Annotated in this window: 18 protein-coding genes, 1 tRNA gene and 1 pseudogene; 10 read left to right on the top strand and 10 right to left on the bottom strand. The window is 61.2% G+C overall.

Annotated elements, in window-relative coordinates; translation table 11 throughout:
* Window positions 1-9: 9 nt before the first annotated feature.
* The 7 genes from OOZ48_RS06340 (at window position 10) to OOZ48_RS06310 (ending at window position 5,545) form a co-directional block, all read left to right on the top strand.
* Window positions 10-1,101, top strand: a complete 1,092-nt coding sequence (locus OOZ48_RS06340; RefSeq protein ID WP_269496651.1) for a TRAP transporter substrate-binding protein — start codon at window positions 10-12, stop codon at window positions 1,099-1,101.
* A gap of 55 nt (window positions 1,102-1,156) precedes the next feature.
* Window positions 1,157-1,753 (top strand): TRAP transporter small permease subunit, encoded by a 597-nt coding sequence (locus tag OOZ48_RS06335; RefSeq protein ID WP_269496650.1) that lies wholly within the window; start codon window positions 1,157-1,159, stop codon window positions 1,751-1,753.
* Entirely contained in the window at window positions 1,746-3,029 is a 1,284-nt protein-coding gene (locus tag OOZ48_RS06330; RefSeq protein WP_269496649.1) for a TRAP transporter large permease, read from the top strand. The genes OOZ48_RS06335 and OOZ48_RS06330 overlap by 8 nt, the downstream gene beginning before the upstream one ends.
* Window positions 3,030-3,254: 225 nt before the next feature.
* Window positions 3,255-3,833, top strand: a complete 579-nt coding sequence (locus tag OOZ48_RS06325) for a lipid-binding SYLF domain-containing protein (RefSeq protein WP_269496648.1) — start codon at window positions 3,255-3,257, stop codon at window positions 3,831-3,833.
* Between the two features lie 26 nt (window positions 3,834-3,859).
* Entirely contained in the window at window positions 3,860-4,111 is a 252-nt protein-coding gene (locus OOZ48_RS06320; protein ID WP_269496647.1) for a glycine zipper 2TM domain-containing protein, read from the top strand.
* Window positions 4,112-4,123: 12 nt separating this feature from the next.
* Window positions 4,124-4,495, top strand: a complete 372-nt coding sequence (locus OOZ48_RS06315) for an EF-hand domain-containing protein (RefSeq protein ID WP_269496646.1) — start codon at window positions 4,124-4,126, stop codon at window positions 4,493-4,495.
* A gap of 78 nt (window positions 4,496-4,573) precedes the next feature.
* Complete coding sequence (locus tag OOZ48_RS06310; protein ID WP_269496645.1) at window positions 4,574-5,545, top strand: threo-3-hydroxy-L-aspartate ammonia-lyase; 972 nt, start codon at window positions 4,574-4,576, stop codon at window positions 5,543-5,545.
* Window positions 5,546-5,552: 7 nt separating this feature from the next.
* On the opposite strand, the gene OOZ48_RS06305 is transcribed toward OOZ48_RS06310, so the two are convergent.
* Window positions 5,553-5,936: a BON domain-containing protein gene (locus tag OOZ48_RS06305; RefSeq protein ID WP_269496644.1), complete on the bottom strand. Its 384-nt coding sequence runs from the start codon at window positions 5,934-5,936 to the stop codon at window positions 5,553-5,555.
* A gap of 149 nt (window positions 5,937-6,085) precedes the next feature.
* Here OOZ48_RS06305 and OOZ48_RS06300 point away from each other — a divergent pair, with 149 nt between their 5' ends.
* A complete protein-coding gene (locus OOZ48_RS06300) occupies window positions 6,086-6,304 on the top strand; it encodes a hypothetical protein (protein ID WP_269496643.1) in 219 nt (72 codons plus the stop codon).
* A 105-nt stretch (window positions 6,305-6,409) separates the two neighbouring features.
* Here OOZ48_RS06300 and OOZ48_RS06295 read toward each other — a convergent pair whose 3' ends face one another.
* Window positions 6,410-6,751, bottom strand: coding sequence for a hypothetical protein (locus tag OOZ48_RS06295; protein WP_269496642.1), 342 nt, complete (start codon window positions 6,749-6,751; stop codon window positions 6,410-6,412).
* Window positions 6,752-6,833: 82 nt separating this feature from the next.
* Here OOZ48_RS06295 and trkA point away from each other — a divergent pair, with 82 nt between their 5' ends.
* Entirely contained in the window at window positions 6,834-8,219 is a 1,386-nt protein-coding gene (gene trkA, locus OOZ48_RS06290) for a Trk system potassium transporter TrkA (protein WP_269496641.1), read from the top strand.
* Window positions 8,212-9,717, top strand: coding sequence for a TrkH family potassium uptake protein (locus OOZ48_RS06285; protein ID WP_269496640.1), 1,506 nt, complete (start codon window positions 8,212-8,214; stop codon window positions 9,715-9,717). The genes trkA and OOZ48_RS06285 overlap by 8 nt, the downstream gene beginning before the upstream one ends.
* A gap of 123 nt (window positions 9,718-9,840) precedes the next feature.
* Here OOZ48_RS06285 and OOZ48_RS06280 read toward each other — a convergent pair whose 3' ends face one another.
* The 8 genes and pseudogenes from OOZ48_RS06280 to OOZ48_RS06250 all read right to left on the bottom strand — a co-directional run bounded on the left by OOZ48_RS06280 (window position 9,841) and on the right by OOZ48_RS06250 (window position 16,147).
* On the bottom strand, window positions 9,841-10,590 hold the full coding sequence (locus tag OOZ48_RS06280) for a 3'-5' exonuclease (protein WP_269496638.1): 750 nt from the start codon (window positions 10,588-10,590) through the stop codon (window positions 9,841-9,843).
* Window positions 10,591-10,602: 12 nt separating this feature from the next.
* Window positions 10,603-12,480, bottom strand: a complete 1,878-nt coding sequence (locus OOZ48_RS06275; RefSeq protein ID WP_269496637.1) for a DUF294 nucleotidyltransferase-like domain-containing protein — start codon at window positions 12,478-12,480, stop codon at window positions 10,603-10,605.
* Between the two features lie 79 nt (window positions 12,481-12,559).
* A complete protein-coding gene (locus OOZ48_RS06270; protein WP_269496636.1) occupies window positions 12,560-14,200 on the bottom strand; it encodes a BCCT family transporter in 1,641 nt (546 codons plus the stop codon).
* 172 nt (window positions 14,201-14,372) lie between these two features.
* Window positions 14,373-14,531 carry a hypothetical protein gene (locus OOZ48_RS06265; protein WP_269496635.1) on the bottom strand — a complete coding sequence of 53 codons (159 nt, stop codon included), beginning with the start codon at window positions 14,529-14,531 and terminating at the stop codon, window positions 14,373-14,375.
* A 434-nt stretch (window positions 14,532-14,965) separates the two neighbouring features.
* On the bottom strand, window positions 14,966-15,277 hold the full coding sequence (locus tag OOZ48_RS06260) for an addiction module antidote protein (protein ID WP_269496634.1): 312 nt from the start codon (window positions 15,275-15,277) through the stop codon (window positions 14,966-14,968).
* 22 nt (window positions 15,278-15,299) lie between these two features.
* The gene (locus OOZ48_RS06255; protein WP_332108256.1) at window positions 15,300-15,569 is read right to left on the bottom strand and encodes a type II toxin-antitoxin system RelE/ParE family toxin; all 270 of its coding nucleotides are present in this window, start codon (window positions 15,567-15,569) and stop codon (window positions 15,300-15,302) included.
* A 51-nt stretch (window positions 15,570-15,620) separates the two neighbouring features.
* Window positions 15,621-15,939, bottom strand: a pseudogene (locus tag OOZ48_RS18530) (IS1634 family transposase); the annotation flags it as partial.
* A gap of 132 nt (window positions 15,940-16,071) precedes the next feature.
* Window positions 16,072-16,147: transfer RNA gene (locus OOZ48_RS06250), tRNA-Phe, on the bottom strand.
* Between the last annotated feature and the right edge of the window lie 75 nt (window positions 16,148-16,222).

Genomic DNA, 16,222 nt, shown 5'->3' with positions numbered 1-16,222 from the left:
AGACTGATGATGACCACTCACCCAACGATCCACCGCGCCTTGTGCGCACCCTCCCTGGCTGCGGCCTTGATCCTGGGCGCGCTTGCGCCCGTGGCCGGCAGCGTGGCGCAGGACATGCCCGAGACCAAGCTGCGCGTCATCGGCGGCTACAGCACGCTGGTCCAGACGCAGCAGGTCGAAAAGCCCTTCTGGCTGAAGGAAATCCCGGCCGATTCCGGGAACAAGATCACGGTCGAGTACGCCAACTATGACGTCATGGGCTTGCAGGAACAGCAATTGCTGCGCCTGACGGCGTCCGGCGTCGCCGACTTCGCCTCCACCGACATCGTCAAGGTCGCGGGTGACGAACCGGCCTTCGAAGGTTGCGACCTGACCGGGATTTCGCCCGACCTCGAGACCGCCCACAAGGCGTGCGAAGCCTGGGCGCCCGAGATCTCCAGGATCATGGAGCAAAAATTCAACACCAAGCTGCTGGGCCTTGCGCCCAATCCGGGGTTGATCTTCTGGTGCCGGCCCGAGATCACCGGCCTGAAGGACATCAAGGGCAAGAAAGTGCGCGTCAACAGCCGCACCATGTCCGACATGGTCGTGGCGCTGGGCGGCTCGCCGGTGACGACGCCCTTCGGCGAGGTCGTGCCCTCCTTGCAGCGCGGCGTGTTCGATTGCGCGATCACCGGCAGTCTGGCCGGCAATACCGCCGGCTGGGGCGAGGTGACCAAGTACCTGCTGCCCGTGCCGATCAACTGGTCCATCTACTACCAATCGGTGAATCTCAAATCCTGGAACAGCTTCGATCCGGCCGTGCGCGAATACCTGACCAAGAAGTTCGAGTCGCTCGACGAGCGGCTGTGGGCCATCGGCGCAAAGGCCAACCAGGAAGGCATCGACTGCAATACCGGCAAGGATCCCTGCACCCTGGGGCGCAAGGAATCCATGACCCTGGTCCCGCCCACCGACGCCGACAAGGCGCTGATCAAGAAGATCGCCCAGGAGGTCGTGCTGCCCCAGTGGGCCCAGCGCTGCGGCAAGGAATGCGCCGGCCGCTGGAACGAGACGGTCGGCAAGGTCGTCGGCATGCAGATCGACCTGACCAAGCTTTAAACGTCCAGAAGCCGGTGGCGTGAAAGCCGCCGGCTCGGCTCCCGAGGTTACGTCCATGTCGGATATTTTCTCTAAGCTCGCGCGCTACAGCGCCCGCGCCGGCGGCCTGGCCGTCTTGCTGATGGCATTCGTCATCGGCATCGATGTGCTCAGCCGCAAGCTCTTCGGCGACTCCATCCTGTCCGGCGGGGCGGGCGAATTGTCGGGCTACGTGCTCGCCGTCTCGACGGCCTGGGCCGCCTCGCTCACCCTGCTGCACCGCGGCCACATCCGCATCGACATCCTGCAATCGGTCGTGCCGCGCGCGGCCTGGGTGTTCTTCGATCTGTTCGCCATGCTCGTCTTCGGGCTGGCCGCCGCCGTGCTGGCCTGGGTGGGGGTGTCGACGTTTCTCGAGTCCCTGTCGCGGGATGCGCACTCGATCACGCCGCTGGCGGTGCCCCTGGCGATTCCCCAGGGACTCTGGGCCGCGGGGCTGGTCTTCCTGTGCCTGACCAGCCTGTACCTGTTCGTCAAGGCGCTCGTCCGCCTGGTCCGGGGCGACCGCATGGGCGTGGTGGCGCTGATCGGCACCCGCACCGCCGAGGACGATCTGCGCGAACAACAGCAGGTGATCGAGGACATCGCCGCGAAGGGGAACGGCCATGCTTAGTATTTCCGTCGGCATGCTGCTGCTGTTGCTGGCCGTCGGCATTCCCGTGGCCGCGGCCATGATCGTGCTGGGTCTGCTGCTGGCGGGATGGTATTCGCCCATGCCGCTGTGGATCGCCTTCGGCGAGCTGACGTGGGGGACCTCCAGCCATTTCACGCTGTTCGCCATCCCCCTGTACATCCTGCTGGGCGAACTGCTGCTGCGCAGCGGCATCAGCGAAAAGATGTACCACGCCATCGCGCAGTGGCTGGCCCGCATGCCGGGCGGGCTGATGCATGCCAACGTGGGCTTTTCCACCGCCTTTGCCGCCATGAGCGGCTCGAGCGTCGCCTGCGCCGCGACGCTGGGCACCATCGCCAATCCCATGATCAAGCGCTACCGCTACAACGAGCCGCTGTTCCTCGGCACGATCGCAGCCGGCGGCTCGCTGGGCATTCTGATCCCGCCGTCCATTCCCCTGATCATCTACGGCGTGCTCACCGAGACCTCGATTCCCCGGCTGTACCTGGCGGCCATGCTGCCCGGCGTGCTGCTGGCGGTGCTGTTTTCGACCATCATCCTGGTGTGCTGCCTCGCCCGCCCCGCGTGGGGCGGCCAGGCCATTTCGACGTCCTGGCGCCGGCGCTGGGAGGTGCTGCCCGATTTGCTGCCGCCTTTGTCGATCTTCATCCTGGTGATCGGCGCCATCTATGTGGGCTGGGCCACGCCGTCCGAGTCGGCGGCGCTGGGGGTGCTGATGGCCTTGCTGTTGGCCATCGTACGGCGGCGCTTCTCGATCAAGATGCTGCTGGGGGCCGCCGAGGCCACCATGACCACCACCGCCATGATTCTCCTGATCGTGATCGGCGCGTTCCTGCTCAATTTCGTGCTGACGGCCATCGGCCTGTCATCACTGGTCACGCATCTGTTCAGCGATGCCAGCCTGTCGCCGACGGCCGTCCTGCTGACCGCGGTCGTGTTCTACCTGGTGCTGGGGATGTTCATGGAGCCGCTGTCCATGCTGATCGCCACCGTGCCGCTGATCATCCCGGCGATCAAGGCGGCGGGCATCGATCCGTTGATGTTCGGGGTCCTGATGATGGTGCTGATGGAGACCGCCATGCTGACCCCGCCGGTCGGGATCAATCTGTTCGTCGTCCAGGGCACGCGCGAGTCCGGCAAGCTCAAGGACGTGATGTACGGCGCGCTGCCCTTCGTCGTCACCATGCTGACCATGGTGGCCCTGCTGGTGTTCTTTCCGTCCTTGACGCTGTGGCTGCCCGGCATCCTGTCGTGACGCCGGGCTGCGATCTTAGGGCCACGGCCGCGTGAGGGTTGCGGCGGCGCCGTTCTTTTCATAGCGTTCGATCGTCACGCCGTCCGCGTGCCGCCCCCGCTGAAGGCGAAGGACAGCGCATTCTAGCCTTCCGACAGTGGATTCTGCTATGGTTCTGGCAATCCGGGCCGTGTGGGATCAGCGGATGGCGGCCAAGCGGCGGCACAATACAGGAAGGGGAAGGCAATGATGGGGAGAGCATTCGAGAGTCTGCGGCATCCTGCCGGCTGGCCGGCTTGGCTGGGCATCGCATTGTGTGCGGCCTTGCTGGGCTGGAGCCACACCGCGGCCGCAGCCTCTGGTGCCGAACTCGAGCAAGACGCGCGCGCGGCCTTGGAGCAGCTCTACGAGAAACAGCCCGAGACCCGGTTCCTGGCGGAACAGTCCTCGGCCGTGCTGGTGTTTCCGCGCATTCTCAAGGCAGGCCTGGTGGTCGGCGCCGAGCGCGGCAAGGGCGTGTTGTTCCGTGACGACAAGCCCGACGGGCATTATGCCTCCACGGGCCTGTCCTATGGCTTGCAGGCCGGGGCGCAAGCCTACGGATACGCCTTGTTCTTCATGCGCGAAAGCGCCACGCGGGCGCTGGATGACCGCAACGGCTGGGAAATCGGCGTCGGGCCCAGCGTCGTCCTGATCGACGAGGGCGCGGCCCGCAAACTGTCTTCCACGACGGCCGATCACGACATCTATGCGTACGTCTTCGGGCAGAAAGGCCTGATGGCGGGCATCGGCGTCCAAGGCAGCAAGATCACGAAACTCGATTGAACGCCCACGCAGGGCCGGAGGAAACCATGAGACAAAGACACATGACACTCGCCATCGCCTTGATCGGCCTGGGGGCCTTGGGGGCCTGCCAATCCCCCTCGGGCGCGCATGGCCAGTCCCGTAATTCCGAGTTCAACTGCATTGCCGGCACCGTCGGCGGCGCGGTTGTCGGCGGCCTGCTGGGCAGCACCATCGGCGGCGGGTCGGGCCGCACGGTGGCCACCGCGGTCGGCATCGGCGCCGGCGGCTACGCCGGCAACCGGCTGGGTTGCGACTGAGGAGCACATGACATGAAGAACTCATCGCTTGCCATCGTCCTGGCCTTGGCCCTGGGCACGCCGCTGGCCGCCGTGGCGCAAGGAGGCACGACCGCGGTGGAATTGACACAAGAGCATTTCGACCAGCTGGATGTCGACAAGGACGGCCAAGTCTCTCGCGCCGAATATCAGCAGTACATGGAAGGCGCGTTCGGCCGGCTCGACGCGGATGGCAATGGGCGCATCACCAAGCAGGAGGCGGCCCGCGTGCTGACACCCGAACAGTTCGCCGCCGTGGACGCCGATGGCAGCAGCGACATCAGCGAGGCTGAATTCATGGACCGTGTCATGCGCGATTTCGATCGGCAGGACCGGGACAAGGACGGCCGGCTGGCTTATCACTGAGGCGCAGGGGCCTCCGCCGACATGTCAGCGTATCCAGACGATTCGCCGGCGATGTGCTGCCGGTGAAGGGGCTCCCCCATGATCAAGCTACCCACCTTCGACGATGTGGCCTCGGCATCGGAGCGCATCAAGGGCCACGTCCATAAAACACCCGTGATGACTTCGCGCACCGTCGACGAGGCATTCGGCGGCCAGGTGTTCTTCAAATGCGAGAACCTCCAGCGCATGGGGGCCTTCAAGTTCCGGGGCGGCTATAACGCGCTCTCGAGGCTGGGCCCGGAGCAGCGCAAGGCGGGTGTCGTGGCGTATTCCTCCGGCAACCACGCGCAGGCCGTCGCGCTGGCGGCGCAGATCCTGGGCATCCCCGCCACCATCGTCATGCCGCAGGATGCGCCGGCCGGCAAGGTGGCCGCCACCCAGGGATACGGCGGCAAGGTGGTCACGTATGATCGCTACACAGAAGACCGCGAGCAGATCGGCCGCGACTTGGCGCAGCGGCATGGCCTGACGCTGATTCCACCGTATGACCACCCGGACGTGCTGTGTGGCCAGGGGACGGCGGCCAAGGAGTTGTTCGAGGAGGTCGGCCCGCTGGATGCCTTGTTCGTGCCGCTGGGCGGCGGGGGCCTGCTGTCCGGCTGCGCGCTGGCCACGCGGGCGATGTCGCCAAACTGCCGGCTATACGGCGCCGAGCCCGAGGCCGGCAATGACGGCCAGCGCTCGTTGCGCAGCGGCCGCATCGTGCACATCGACACGCCCAAGACCATTGCCGATGGCGCGCAGACGCAGCATCTGGGCGAGGTGACCTTCCCCATCATCCGGCGCGACGTCGACGACATCCTGACCGCCTCGGATGCCGAGCTCGTCGAATGCATGATGTTCATGGCCACCCGCATGAAACTGATCGTCGAGCCCACGGGCTGTCTGGGATTCGCCGCGGCCCGGCAGATGACGCACGCCTTGCAAGGCAAACGCGTCGGTGTCCTGCTCAGTGGCGGCAATATCGACATGGCGCGTTTTGCCCAGCTCGTGCATCATCGCGGATCGTAGAGGTTTCTCAAAGGATGCGCAGGTCATAGGTGACGCTGCGTACGCCCTGCACCTGCCGCGCGGCCTGCACGACGCTTTGAGCCGTGGCGCGACTGTCCACCGTGCCGCTCAGCGACACGACACCGTGCAGGGTACCCACCTGGATGTTGGACTGACGCAGCCCTGGAACCATGGAAACGGCGCTGAGGACATTGGCGTTGATCATCTCGTCCTCAGTGTTGACGACCGCAATCCCGCTTTCGGTGCCGCGATAATGGGTCGGCTGCGTCGTGGTCAACTCGTTCTGTCCGTTGTCGGTGACGGGCTGGTTGTAGCGCGGGGCGCCGCACGCCGTCAGGAGCAGCGCTGCCGAAATGAGGGACAGCGCCTGGATGGTTCTGGTTTGGGTCATTGTGGCCTCCGTCAAGAATGGAACAGGGCCCCGGCAGGGGCTGCAGGGCCTGTAGCAAGTTCCATGCCGGGGCTGGCCGCAGCGGCAAGCCGTATCGCAACGCTCGCCGGGAGTATTCTTGAAGAGTCCGGAGAGCCTATATTTCGGTCATGTTGTCGGCCTTGACTCCACCCGTTGCGATGGAGGCCAGGCTGTCTTGGTATGTGCGTATCGTGTTCTTTCTGGCCGCCATTGGCCTGATGGGGCCGAATGCGATCGTATCCATTGGGTTGTTGGGCACCATACTGGTCGCCTGGGGCTGGCGCAAGCGTACGGGCCGGTTGCGGTTCGTCACCGATGACCTGCGTCGATCAACCCCCGCCGAATGACGCACGTGGCACACCCTCTTGAGTTGGGAGGGTGCTTCTGGCTTGGTGAGCCAGCCCCCTGAAACACCGGACACAGTCACGCCCGGACGAAGTGACGGTGTGGCCTCAATCCGAACTGGTCCATTTGGCGACTACTTCGGCAGTCGGCTCATCGATCTGGCTGCCGTCAGCACTGATGCGCGCCGGTCTGTGATGTACGCAGATGACCGTCATGTGGTGCATGTTGTCGTTATAATGTGCGGCTATTCTGTCACCGGGGGAAGGCAGGGACACGAATGCATAGTTGCCCCAATTTTGGGATTTGTCATGTATCGATCCCCGTTCAACGAGTAATCTGGCGATAAACATGGGGCGGCCTCCGGCGATGGCCTCGGTGAAGTCCGAGTGGGTCGATTTTACTATTTCGAGTCGAGGCGGCCAGAAGATAGCTGGCAGGACTGCATTCATGTGTCTGCGCACGCTGCGTCGCCATCTTGTTTCACATTGCGGCAGTTGTTAGTGTGCTGTTTGACTGACATGAGTATCTTCGATGAGAGTGATTGTTTGCGGCGCCGGCCAGGTCGGAACCACCATTGCCAGGCATTTGGCCTCCGAGGGCGTCAGCGTAACGGTCATCGACATCGATCCCCAGCTTGTTCGCCGCGTGGACGAAAGCTATGACGTGCGGGGGGTGGTAGGCCATGCTTCGTACCCCGCCACCCTGAGAAAAGCGGACGCGCGGGATGCCGACATCATCATTGCGGTCACTGGTTCCGACGAAGTGAATATGGTGGCCTGCCAGATGGCGTATTCCTTGTTCGGCATCAAAAGGCGCATCGCCCGACTGCGTCACGCCGGCTATCTTGCACAGGACAGCTCCGGGCTTTACTCGGCCGAGCACCTGCCGGTCGACGTCATCATCTCGCCCGAAATAGAGATTGCCGAGGGGATTGCCTGGCGCTTGCGCACTCCCGGCGCCTTCGACATGGTACCCATGGCGGCCGGGCTGGTAGAACTGCTGGGCATACACGTCGAATCGGCCAATAGCCCAGTCGTTGGCGAACGCATTTGCGATATCGCCGACCAGCCTGACTTTGAAGGCATGTCCGTGGTGGCCTGCATAAGGAAAGGGCGCAGCTTCGTGCCGGACAAGCATGACCGCATCGAAGTGGGGGACGACGTCTACGTTGTTGTGAGGGCCGACAAAGCCAAGGACACCATGGAGGCGTTCGGCCACCGGGATCGGGAAGCCCGGAATCTGGTCGTCGTGGGTGGGGGCAATGTTGGCTTGCACTTGGTCCAGAAAATACGGCGCACGACGCCCAGCGTCAATATCAAGATCATCGAGCACAATCTCGAGCGAGCCAAGTATGTCTCCGACGAGTTGGGCGGTGGGGTCATTGTGCTGCACGGCGATGCGCTCGATCAGGAGATGCTGGAGGAGGCGCAGACGAGCCTTGCGGAAACCATTGTGGCGGTGACCAACGACGATGAAACGAATATCTTTGCATCGGTGCTGGCCAAGCAAGTCGGATGCAAGCGCGCAATCACGCTCGTCAACAAGCGCAATTATGAGGCGCTGACGCCGGCCTTGGGCATCGATGCCGTCGTCAGCCCCAGCGCGGTCACCATTTCAACGGTGTTGCGGCACGTGCGCCGTGGATCCATTGCCGCGCTTCACACGCTGCGCGAAGACTTTGGCGAAGTCGTTGAGGCCCAGCTGACCGAAGAGTCGAGACTGTTGCGCCGGCCTCTCGGGAAGTTGGGGCTGCCGCCCGGAATGAGAATTGGAGCGGTGGTGCGGGACAGGCAGGTCATCATTCCGACGGCAGACACGCAATTGCTTGTCGGAGACCATATCGTGGTGCTGGTCACCTACAGCTATCTTCGTTTGGCCGAAGCCTTGTTGGGTACGCGGAGAGACCGCCTTGGTTGATCCGATCCTGTATCGCAACCTGGCGTTTCGCTCCAAATCGGCGCCCGGCATCAAGGCGATCCTTTTTCTGGTGGGCCTGGTATTGTTGGCGACTGCAGCGATGATGCTGTTCCCCATGGCCGTTGATGTCTACTACGGAAGTGATGATTGGCAGGCATTTGCGGCATCGTCAATATTGACCGCATTGGTCGCTGCGCCCTTGACCTATAACAGTCGGCAGGCTTTGAAGGCCGGGCTTACCCTTCGCCAGGCGTTCACGCTGACGCCTTTGAGTTGGTTCAGTGTGGCAGTGGTCAGCGGATTGCCTTTTTTCTTCTCGGATTACGGCAGCGTCAGTGGCAATGTGTCCAATGCGTTTTTTGAAGCGGTGTCGGGCATCACCACTACGGGTGCGACCGTCATCTCCGGCCTGGATCACGCGCCCCGGGGCTTGTTGATCTGGCGGGCCGTGCTGCAGTGGATGGGCGGTATTGGCATTATTGCGACCGCCATTGCGATTCTTCCCGCCCTGGGTATTGGAGGGATGCAGCTCTTTCGCACCGAATCATCGGACCGGTCCGAAAAGGCCATGCCTCGCGTGCGCCAGATAGCGACCACCATCGGGCTTGTGTATTTGGGGCTGACCGTCCTGGCGGCGCTCGTCTACTGGCTCGCGGGCATGCCCCCTTTCGAGGCCATTGCCCACGCCTTGACCTCGATAGCGACCGGCGGCTACTCCACGTCCGATGGCTCATTCGGAACATGGGAAGCAAACGGCATACAGTGGTGGGCCGCGGCCTTCATGCTGTCAGGCAGTATTCCGTTTGTGCTCTACGTTCGCTTTTTCGCTGGCGAAACCAAAGCCCTTTGGGACAGGCAAGTCAAGACGATGCTGGCTTTCATTGCCGTAGCAGCGTCGATCCTGGGACTGTGGCTGGTGTTTTCAGGACAATACGGCGTGGAGGCCGCTTTCCGGCACGCCACCTTCAACGTGGTGTCCGTGGTCACCACGACTGGCTTTGCGAGCGCTGACTACGCTTCATGGGGCAATGCGGCGGTAGGCGTTTTCTTTGGGCTGCTGTTTGTGGGAGGTTGCACAGGATCGACATCGGGTGGCGTCAAAATATTCCGGCTAGAAGTCATGGCGGTCATGCTCAAAGCCCACTTCATGCGCCTGCTCTATCCCAACGGCGTGTTTCCCCGCACCTACGGAGGGCGGGTGCTGGACGATGACGTGGTCGGTTCCGTTGTCGCCTTTTTGACTGTGTTCGTGCTGTTTTATTCTGCCGTCACCATCGCCCTCATGGCCTTCGGGCTCGACTTTTTGACCAGCGCCTCGGGTGCGGCAACGGCCTTGGCCAATGTGGGGCCGGGGCTGGGCGAGATCATCGGCCCGGCCGGCAACTTCTCCAGTCTTCCCGATGGAGCCAAATGGGTCATGTGTATCGGCATGCTGCTCGGGCGTCTCGAATTGTTCACGGTGCTGATTTTATTCGTGCCGAGGTTCTGGCGTGGTTAATGCGCGCAACAATTTCACCCGCGTGTCCGTCCTATGGCTTGCACGCTAGCGTTCTGTCTGGCTTCTCCCATCCCTATTCCGACCGATCCATGGTCAACAGGAATGAGTACGGGCCGGCGTCTTTCACTTCCACAGTTCATGCAGTGGAGTTTGTGGTGAAAATTTGTGCGCTACTTGGGCCTGCAACAGTTCAGCGGTGGCCAGTGCATCAGTCAGCGAATGGTGGGCGCGGTAGCGCGGCAGTCGGTAGCGTGCTCGGCAGGAGGCCAGCCGGACTGACGCCTGACGTGCAGAGCGGCCTATCAACCTGTCCAGCAGGCTCGGTGGCTTGCGGCGCAGTCGCGCTTCAAGTTCCATGGTGTCGATGACTGGAAATTCGATGCCTTCGCCGATGCGTGCCTTGAGCGCCGCATTCAGAAAGCCGCGTTCTATGCCACGGCAATGTACGACAATGATGCGGCCCGCCAGCATTTGCAGCAACTCGCCAAGGACCGCCTCCAGATCCAGGGCGGCTTCGATCTGTGAGTGAGTGATGGCGTGGATCGTTATTGATTCCGGCGTCAACTCAGCCTTGGGGCGCACCACCCAGTAGCGAGCCGCGCTTGCTTGAATGCGCGCCAACGTCATCGGTACTGCGCCGATGCTGACGATTTCATCTCGTAATATATCCAGGCCGGTGGTTTCTACGTCGAGCGCCACCATGGGAACGGCCTGCAATGGGCTGTCGCCGGCCGGCACTCTCTGCGCGTAAAAAGCTTTGAGGCGGGGATCATGTGCCGTTTCCGCCAGCATTGAAAAGCGTTGCGGCCAGTCACGCACGGTCGTCGCGCGGCGGCCTTTCTCGGCGGTTTGCAAATCACCGAGGTGCAGCATACGTCGCCATATTCAGTTGGCCCGTCCGGGCTGATAACGGTACTTAAGGTATTTTTGTGCGTTGCCCAAGATCAGGAAAGCGTCTCGTAGACTCTTGCGCTCGAAGTCCGACAGCTTTTCAGGGTCAATGCTGTTGTCCGGTTCGTTGCCGGAGGCCAGCTCGTCAGCTTGGTGGCGGGCACGCACCGTTGAGATGAACTCCAGCGCATCGTATAGATCCTGTCCTCGTCCCAGAGGCAGAACGGCGGCATCAATGATCTCTCGCAGGCGATCAAACGAATTGAGTGCTTGCGAGCCGATTGCCAATGCGTGTACGCGGATCAGGTCGACCAGCGGCCCAGTGCCGCGACGCTTGATATTGATGGCGTGGGTGTGGCGCCCATCGGATTCGACTACAAAGTCCTTAAAAAAGCCCAATGGCGGTGTGCGCAGCAACGCGTTGCGTGCCATGCAGGCGAGGAACCGAGGATTCCCCTGGGCCTTGCGTGAAATTATTTTGCGCAGATGCGCTGCCCATTCGGTACGACCCCACACGCCATCGAGGTCGAAGAAAATGCCGGCGTGAAGCAGCGATGCGGGGGTGGGGCGTTCTATCCAGTCTGTAAAGAGACGCTCCCATGCGCCCAACGGCAGGCGCCATTTTTCGTTGCTCGCCATTACGCCGCCGGTGCAGTATGAATAGCCGCAGCGCGCTAGCCCGTCGCAGACGAAGGTGCTGAGCGCCTCGAACCACGCGTCGTGCCGGGCGGCATCAAAACGATCGTCGACGATCAGCGCATTGTCCTGATCGGTGACGATCAGTTGTTCCTGGCGAGCCATTGAGCCCAGCGCTAGAAAGCAATAAGGCACGGGCGCAGGGCCAAGCTCAGCTTCGGCGAGTTCCAGCAAGCGCTGTTTGACGCCGCGTCCGATTGCGGCCATTGCGCTGCCCACCATGTGCGCACTGGCCTCTTCGCCGACCATGCGGATGAAACAGGCGCGTATGTCTGGAACCAGCGCGGCCAGTTCCGCCGTGTTCTGTGCACGGAAGATGCTCCCGACCACGAACAGGCTGTTACGCGATTCGTAGCGGATGATGTCCGACAGCGCGACGATGCCCAGTGGACGCTGGTGCTTCATCACCGGCAGATGGTGCACATTGTGACGCAGCATGGCCAGCATGGCTTCGAATATGAGCTGGTTGTGCGTGACCGTCACCACGTCTGGCGTCATAATATCCGCCACTGGCGTTTCGTGGCCCAAGCCCGATGCCAGCAGCCGGGTACGTAGGTCCCGATCAGTCAGGATACCGGACAGCAACGGAAGGTCGGGAACGTCTGGATTGTCGTCAACGATCAACAGTGAGGACACGCCTTCTTGTGTCATGCATTGCGCGGCTTCATAGGCACTTGCTCGACCGCCCAACGTCACGGCTTCACGCGTTATCAGGGTGTCTACGGTTGCTGACAACAGATCATTGGCATCTTCACGGCGCGACATGACTTGTCGCAGCCGGGTACGGTCTTCGATTTCGACGTAATCAGCGAAGGTCTCATAGTTGTCGAACAGGTCGAGGAACACCGCGTGCGGGATTAGATAGATCAGTGAATCGTCCAGTGCCCGCGCTGGAAAACGAACCCGGCCGTGGCGCAACAAGCCGAATTCGCCGAAGTAACCGCCTGAGGTCAGGCGGTTATATAGCGTGCCGTTGCGCCGAAAAACTTCCACCGCGCCGCTGCGTACCACGTACCAGTATTCAGCCGCTTGTCCGAACTCGACGATCTGATGGCCCGCTTTGTAATAGGATACGTCTATGGTTGTGGCTAGGCGTTCGAGCGCTTCCTGTGGCAGCGCCTCGAACGGGGGATGGGCACGGAGAAAGCCGATGATTTCAAGTTGCTCGATCTGCATGGTTTCGATGCGCCGTTCATTGCGTGACGGAGCCGAGTGCTTGCCAGTTCCGGTTTCTTCAACGGGAACTGGCGGGTGATCAGCGCCTGGGTTCCGATATCAGCCCTTTGATGATCGCCAGCGTTGCCACCAGCAATACGATGGCAAAAGGCAGGCCGGTCGATACCGCCATGGCCTGCAAGGCCACGAGCCCGCCGCTGAGAATCAGCGCGATGGCAACCAGGCCCTCGAACACCGCCCAGAACACACGCTGCGGTACGGGCGCATCGACCTTGCCGCCGGCAGAAATTACGTCGATGACCAATGAGCCGGAATCAGAGGAGGTAACGAAGAACACGATCACGAGCACAATGGCAATAAAGGAGGTGATCTCCCTCAGCGGTAGCGCATCGAGCATCATGAACAGCTGCAGCGGCAATTCGGCATTACGCGCGGCCTCGTAGCCGTTGCGCACGACTTGAGAGATAGCGGTTTGGCCGAATACGGTCATCCAGAGCGTGCATGCCAGTGAAGGCACGATAAGCACCGAAATGATGAATTCACGGACAGTGCGGCCCCGTGAGACGCGCGCGATGAACATGCCTACAAAGGGCGACCAGGAAATCCACCATGCCCAGTAAAAGGCCGTCCAGCCCTGCAGAAAATTGGTGTCTTCCCGTCCCACTGGGTTGGAGAGGGCCGGCAGATATTCCAGGTATGCGCCGAGGTTCGAGAAAAAGCCTTCAACGATGTCCAGTGTTGGTCCGACAGCGATGACAAATAACAGCAGCAGCAGCGCCAGTGCCATATTGATCTCGGATAGGCGTTTGACGCCCGCATCCAGTCCAGCGACAACGGAGAACAGCGCGATGGCCGTGATGCCGGCAACTAGTACGATCTGGGTGATGATGCCTTGTGGCAGCCCAAACAGGAAATGCAGGCCCGAACTGGCCTGCGATGCACCAAAACCCAGCGAGGTGGCCAAACCAAATAGCGTTGCCAGTACGGCAAGAATATCGATGACATGCCCTGGCCAGCCCCACACGCGTTCGCCGAGCAGTGGGTAGAACACCGACCGGATCGTCAAGGGCAATCCCTTGTTGAATGAAAATAGCGCTAACCCGAGCGCCAGCACGGCGTAGATCGCCCACGGGTGCAACGCCCAGTGGTAAATCGTTGCCGCCATGCCCAGACGCGTGGCAGCGTGCGAATCGCCAGCGGCGCCGCCCAGTGGCGCCCAGTCGGTGCGTACGCCGTCCGTCATTTCGATGCCCCCGAACGAGGTGCCGAAATGTGTCAACGGTTCGGAAACGCCGAAGAACATCAGGCCAATACCCATGCCGGCGGCGAACAGCATCGAGAACCAGCCGAGGTAGGTATAGTCGGGTTTGGCTTCAGTGCCCCCCAATCGTACTCTGCCTAATGGAGAGATGGCGACGATCAGGCATACCAGCACAAAGATGTTGCCGGCCACGAGGAAGAAGCCGTCCAAATGAGACGTCAGCCAGTCCTTCATACCACCAAATAGCGACTCGACTTGGTCGTGAAAGCCGAGCGTCAATGCCACAAACAAAATCACCAGTCCGCCCGCGATGCCGAATACGGGATTATGGATGTCGAGGCCGAATGGCCCGACGTTGACGATAATATTATCTTGCCCGACTTGATAGTCGGTATCTATGGGATTGACTTCTCCGTCGGGAACCATAGGGTCTTTCTTTTCTGTGTGTTCTTCTGTCATCCATATTCCTTGTAATCAAGCCGGATGGGGGCTGGTTCAGCTCGTTCAGCTCGTGCGGCGTACAGTGCGCATTGCTTGTGCCACCTGTCTGCCGCCGGTTGCGTGTCAGGGCGGTCAATGGGCCTATCCTTGCGCCCGTTGAGCCAAGAATCAGTCCGAATGCCAGGTTGACCTATCTGGCTGGCCAAGCCCGAAAGCGCAAGCCCATCGCGATGATGCCGCATTTCAAGATGGAGGGCAGGCTGCTTTTGCCGACCGGATCGCCGGCCACCTTCACCATCAGGCGCGCCATGACGACATAGGCTAATCGAGTATCGCCTTGCATCATCATGCCGCTCCCTTCTGAGTGTTCGCCGGAAATGCAGAAGCGCTGCCGTATCCTGTTATGAGTCAAATGATTTCAACACAAATTATATATAATGCAAAGTATTTTGTCGTCGGGATGATAGTTCTTGACATTTGCTTGTCTGATTGTTGGGACTGATCAAGCCAACGCACGTTATCTTGCCAACGGCCAGGTGGAGTCGCTAAGAATCCGTGGTTCGATGGAATCCGATGAGGCGGCTTGGGATGGGTTTTCGACGCAAGCCTTTGTTTTTTGGGGAAAACGGGGCTTGGTGGGACGGGATGGGAATAGGGGATGCCGGGGCACGATCCCAAAAGGGACGTAAACCAGCATGGACATTGAACCTTTTAGAAAGCGATGAGTGGTGAGGGATCAGTTTAGGGAACAAGGTGGCGGCAAGCAAGCGGTGGCGCGCTGGTTCAGGCTGGATGTTCGGCCTGAACGACGAGACGCACGCCCAGCGCCTTGCATACTTTGGCGATCGTCTCGAAGCGTGGACTGGCGTCGGCTCGTAGGGCCTTGTAAAGAGATTCGCGGCCAATACCAGCAGCCTCCGCAATTTGCGTCATGCCTCGCGCGCGGGCGGCCACACCCAGCGCATGGGCGAGTTCGCCGGAGTCGCCTTCCTCGATGATCTGGGTCAAGTAGGCGGCAATGTCTTCATCGTCGCGCAGGTAGCGCGCAGGATCGAAGGTGGGGAGGTCAGAGACCTTGATTGTCTTCTTGCTCATGATCGGTTTTCCTCATCGTATCTCAGGGTCCGGGCCAACTCTTTGGCCCGCTTGATGTCGCGGCTTTGTGTGCCTTGCTGCCACCTCCGAGCATGACGATCAGCACATCACCCTGCTCAATGTAGTACATGCGCCAGCCAGGGCCGAAGAACTCGCGCATCTCACTGACACCCTCCCCGACGGGTTCTACATCGCCCAAGAGGCCCCGTTCAGCTTTCTCAAGTCTGCGAATGAGGCGGGCGCGGGTCGACGGGTCTTTCAGGCTGTCGAACCACGCGTCGAATTCGGGCAACGGCTTTATCGTGTACACGACTAATTGTACTCGATCGAATACGTTGCATCAAGCGTTGGATTCCAGTTCGGCAATCTTGTCCCTGCGCCAAGCATTCTGTTCGGCGGCGCGGAGCGGATGATGAGCCACCACCAGACGCACCCCCCCGCCAGCGCGTTTCGCAGACGGTTTCATTTTCTTCGTCTGTAATGGTCTTGTGGAAGTCCTGCAAGATGACGTGGAATTCCCCGTAGCGGCGGCCCGGCACCGCCAGAATGAATTCCAGTGCGCTGCCATCGGGCAATTGCAAGGCCTGGATGGCCTGCATGTTATCGAGCGAGAGCAGCCCCCGGTCGGCCACGATCACCAAGCGCCGAATATGGGGGAAGCGCCCAACACAACAGGGAACAAAAAGCCCGGGATTCAGTGGAATCCGATGAGGCGGCTTGGGATGGGTTTTCGACGCAAGCCCTTATTTCCGCGGTGAAAATGGGGCTTGGTGAGACTGGGAGGGAAGAAGGGGTGGTGGCCCGGGGCGGAATCGAACCACCGACACAAGGATTTTCAATCCTCTGCTCTACCGACTGAGCTACCGGGCCAAGACGCAGAATAATACACGAAAAAACGACGTTCTGCAGGCGTCCACCCTCGGGAAATCCCCTGGCGGGCTCCCG

The sequence above is a fragment of the Castellaniella sp. S9 genome, from assembly GCF_027257175.1.
GTDB lineage: Bacteria > Pseudomonadota > Gammaproteobacteria > Burkholderiales > Burkholderiaceae_B > Castellaniella.
Note: the sequence above shows the minus strand (reverse complement) of the source record. Positions and strands in the feature narration are given on the sequence as shown.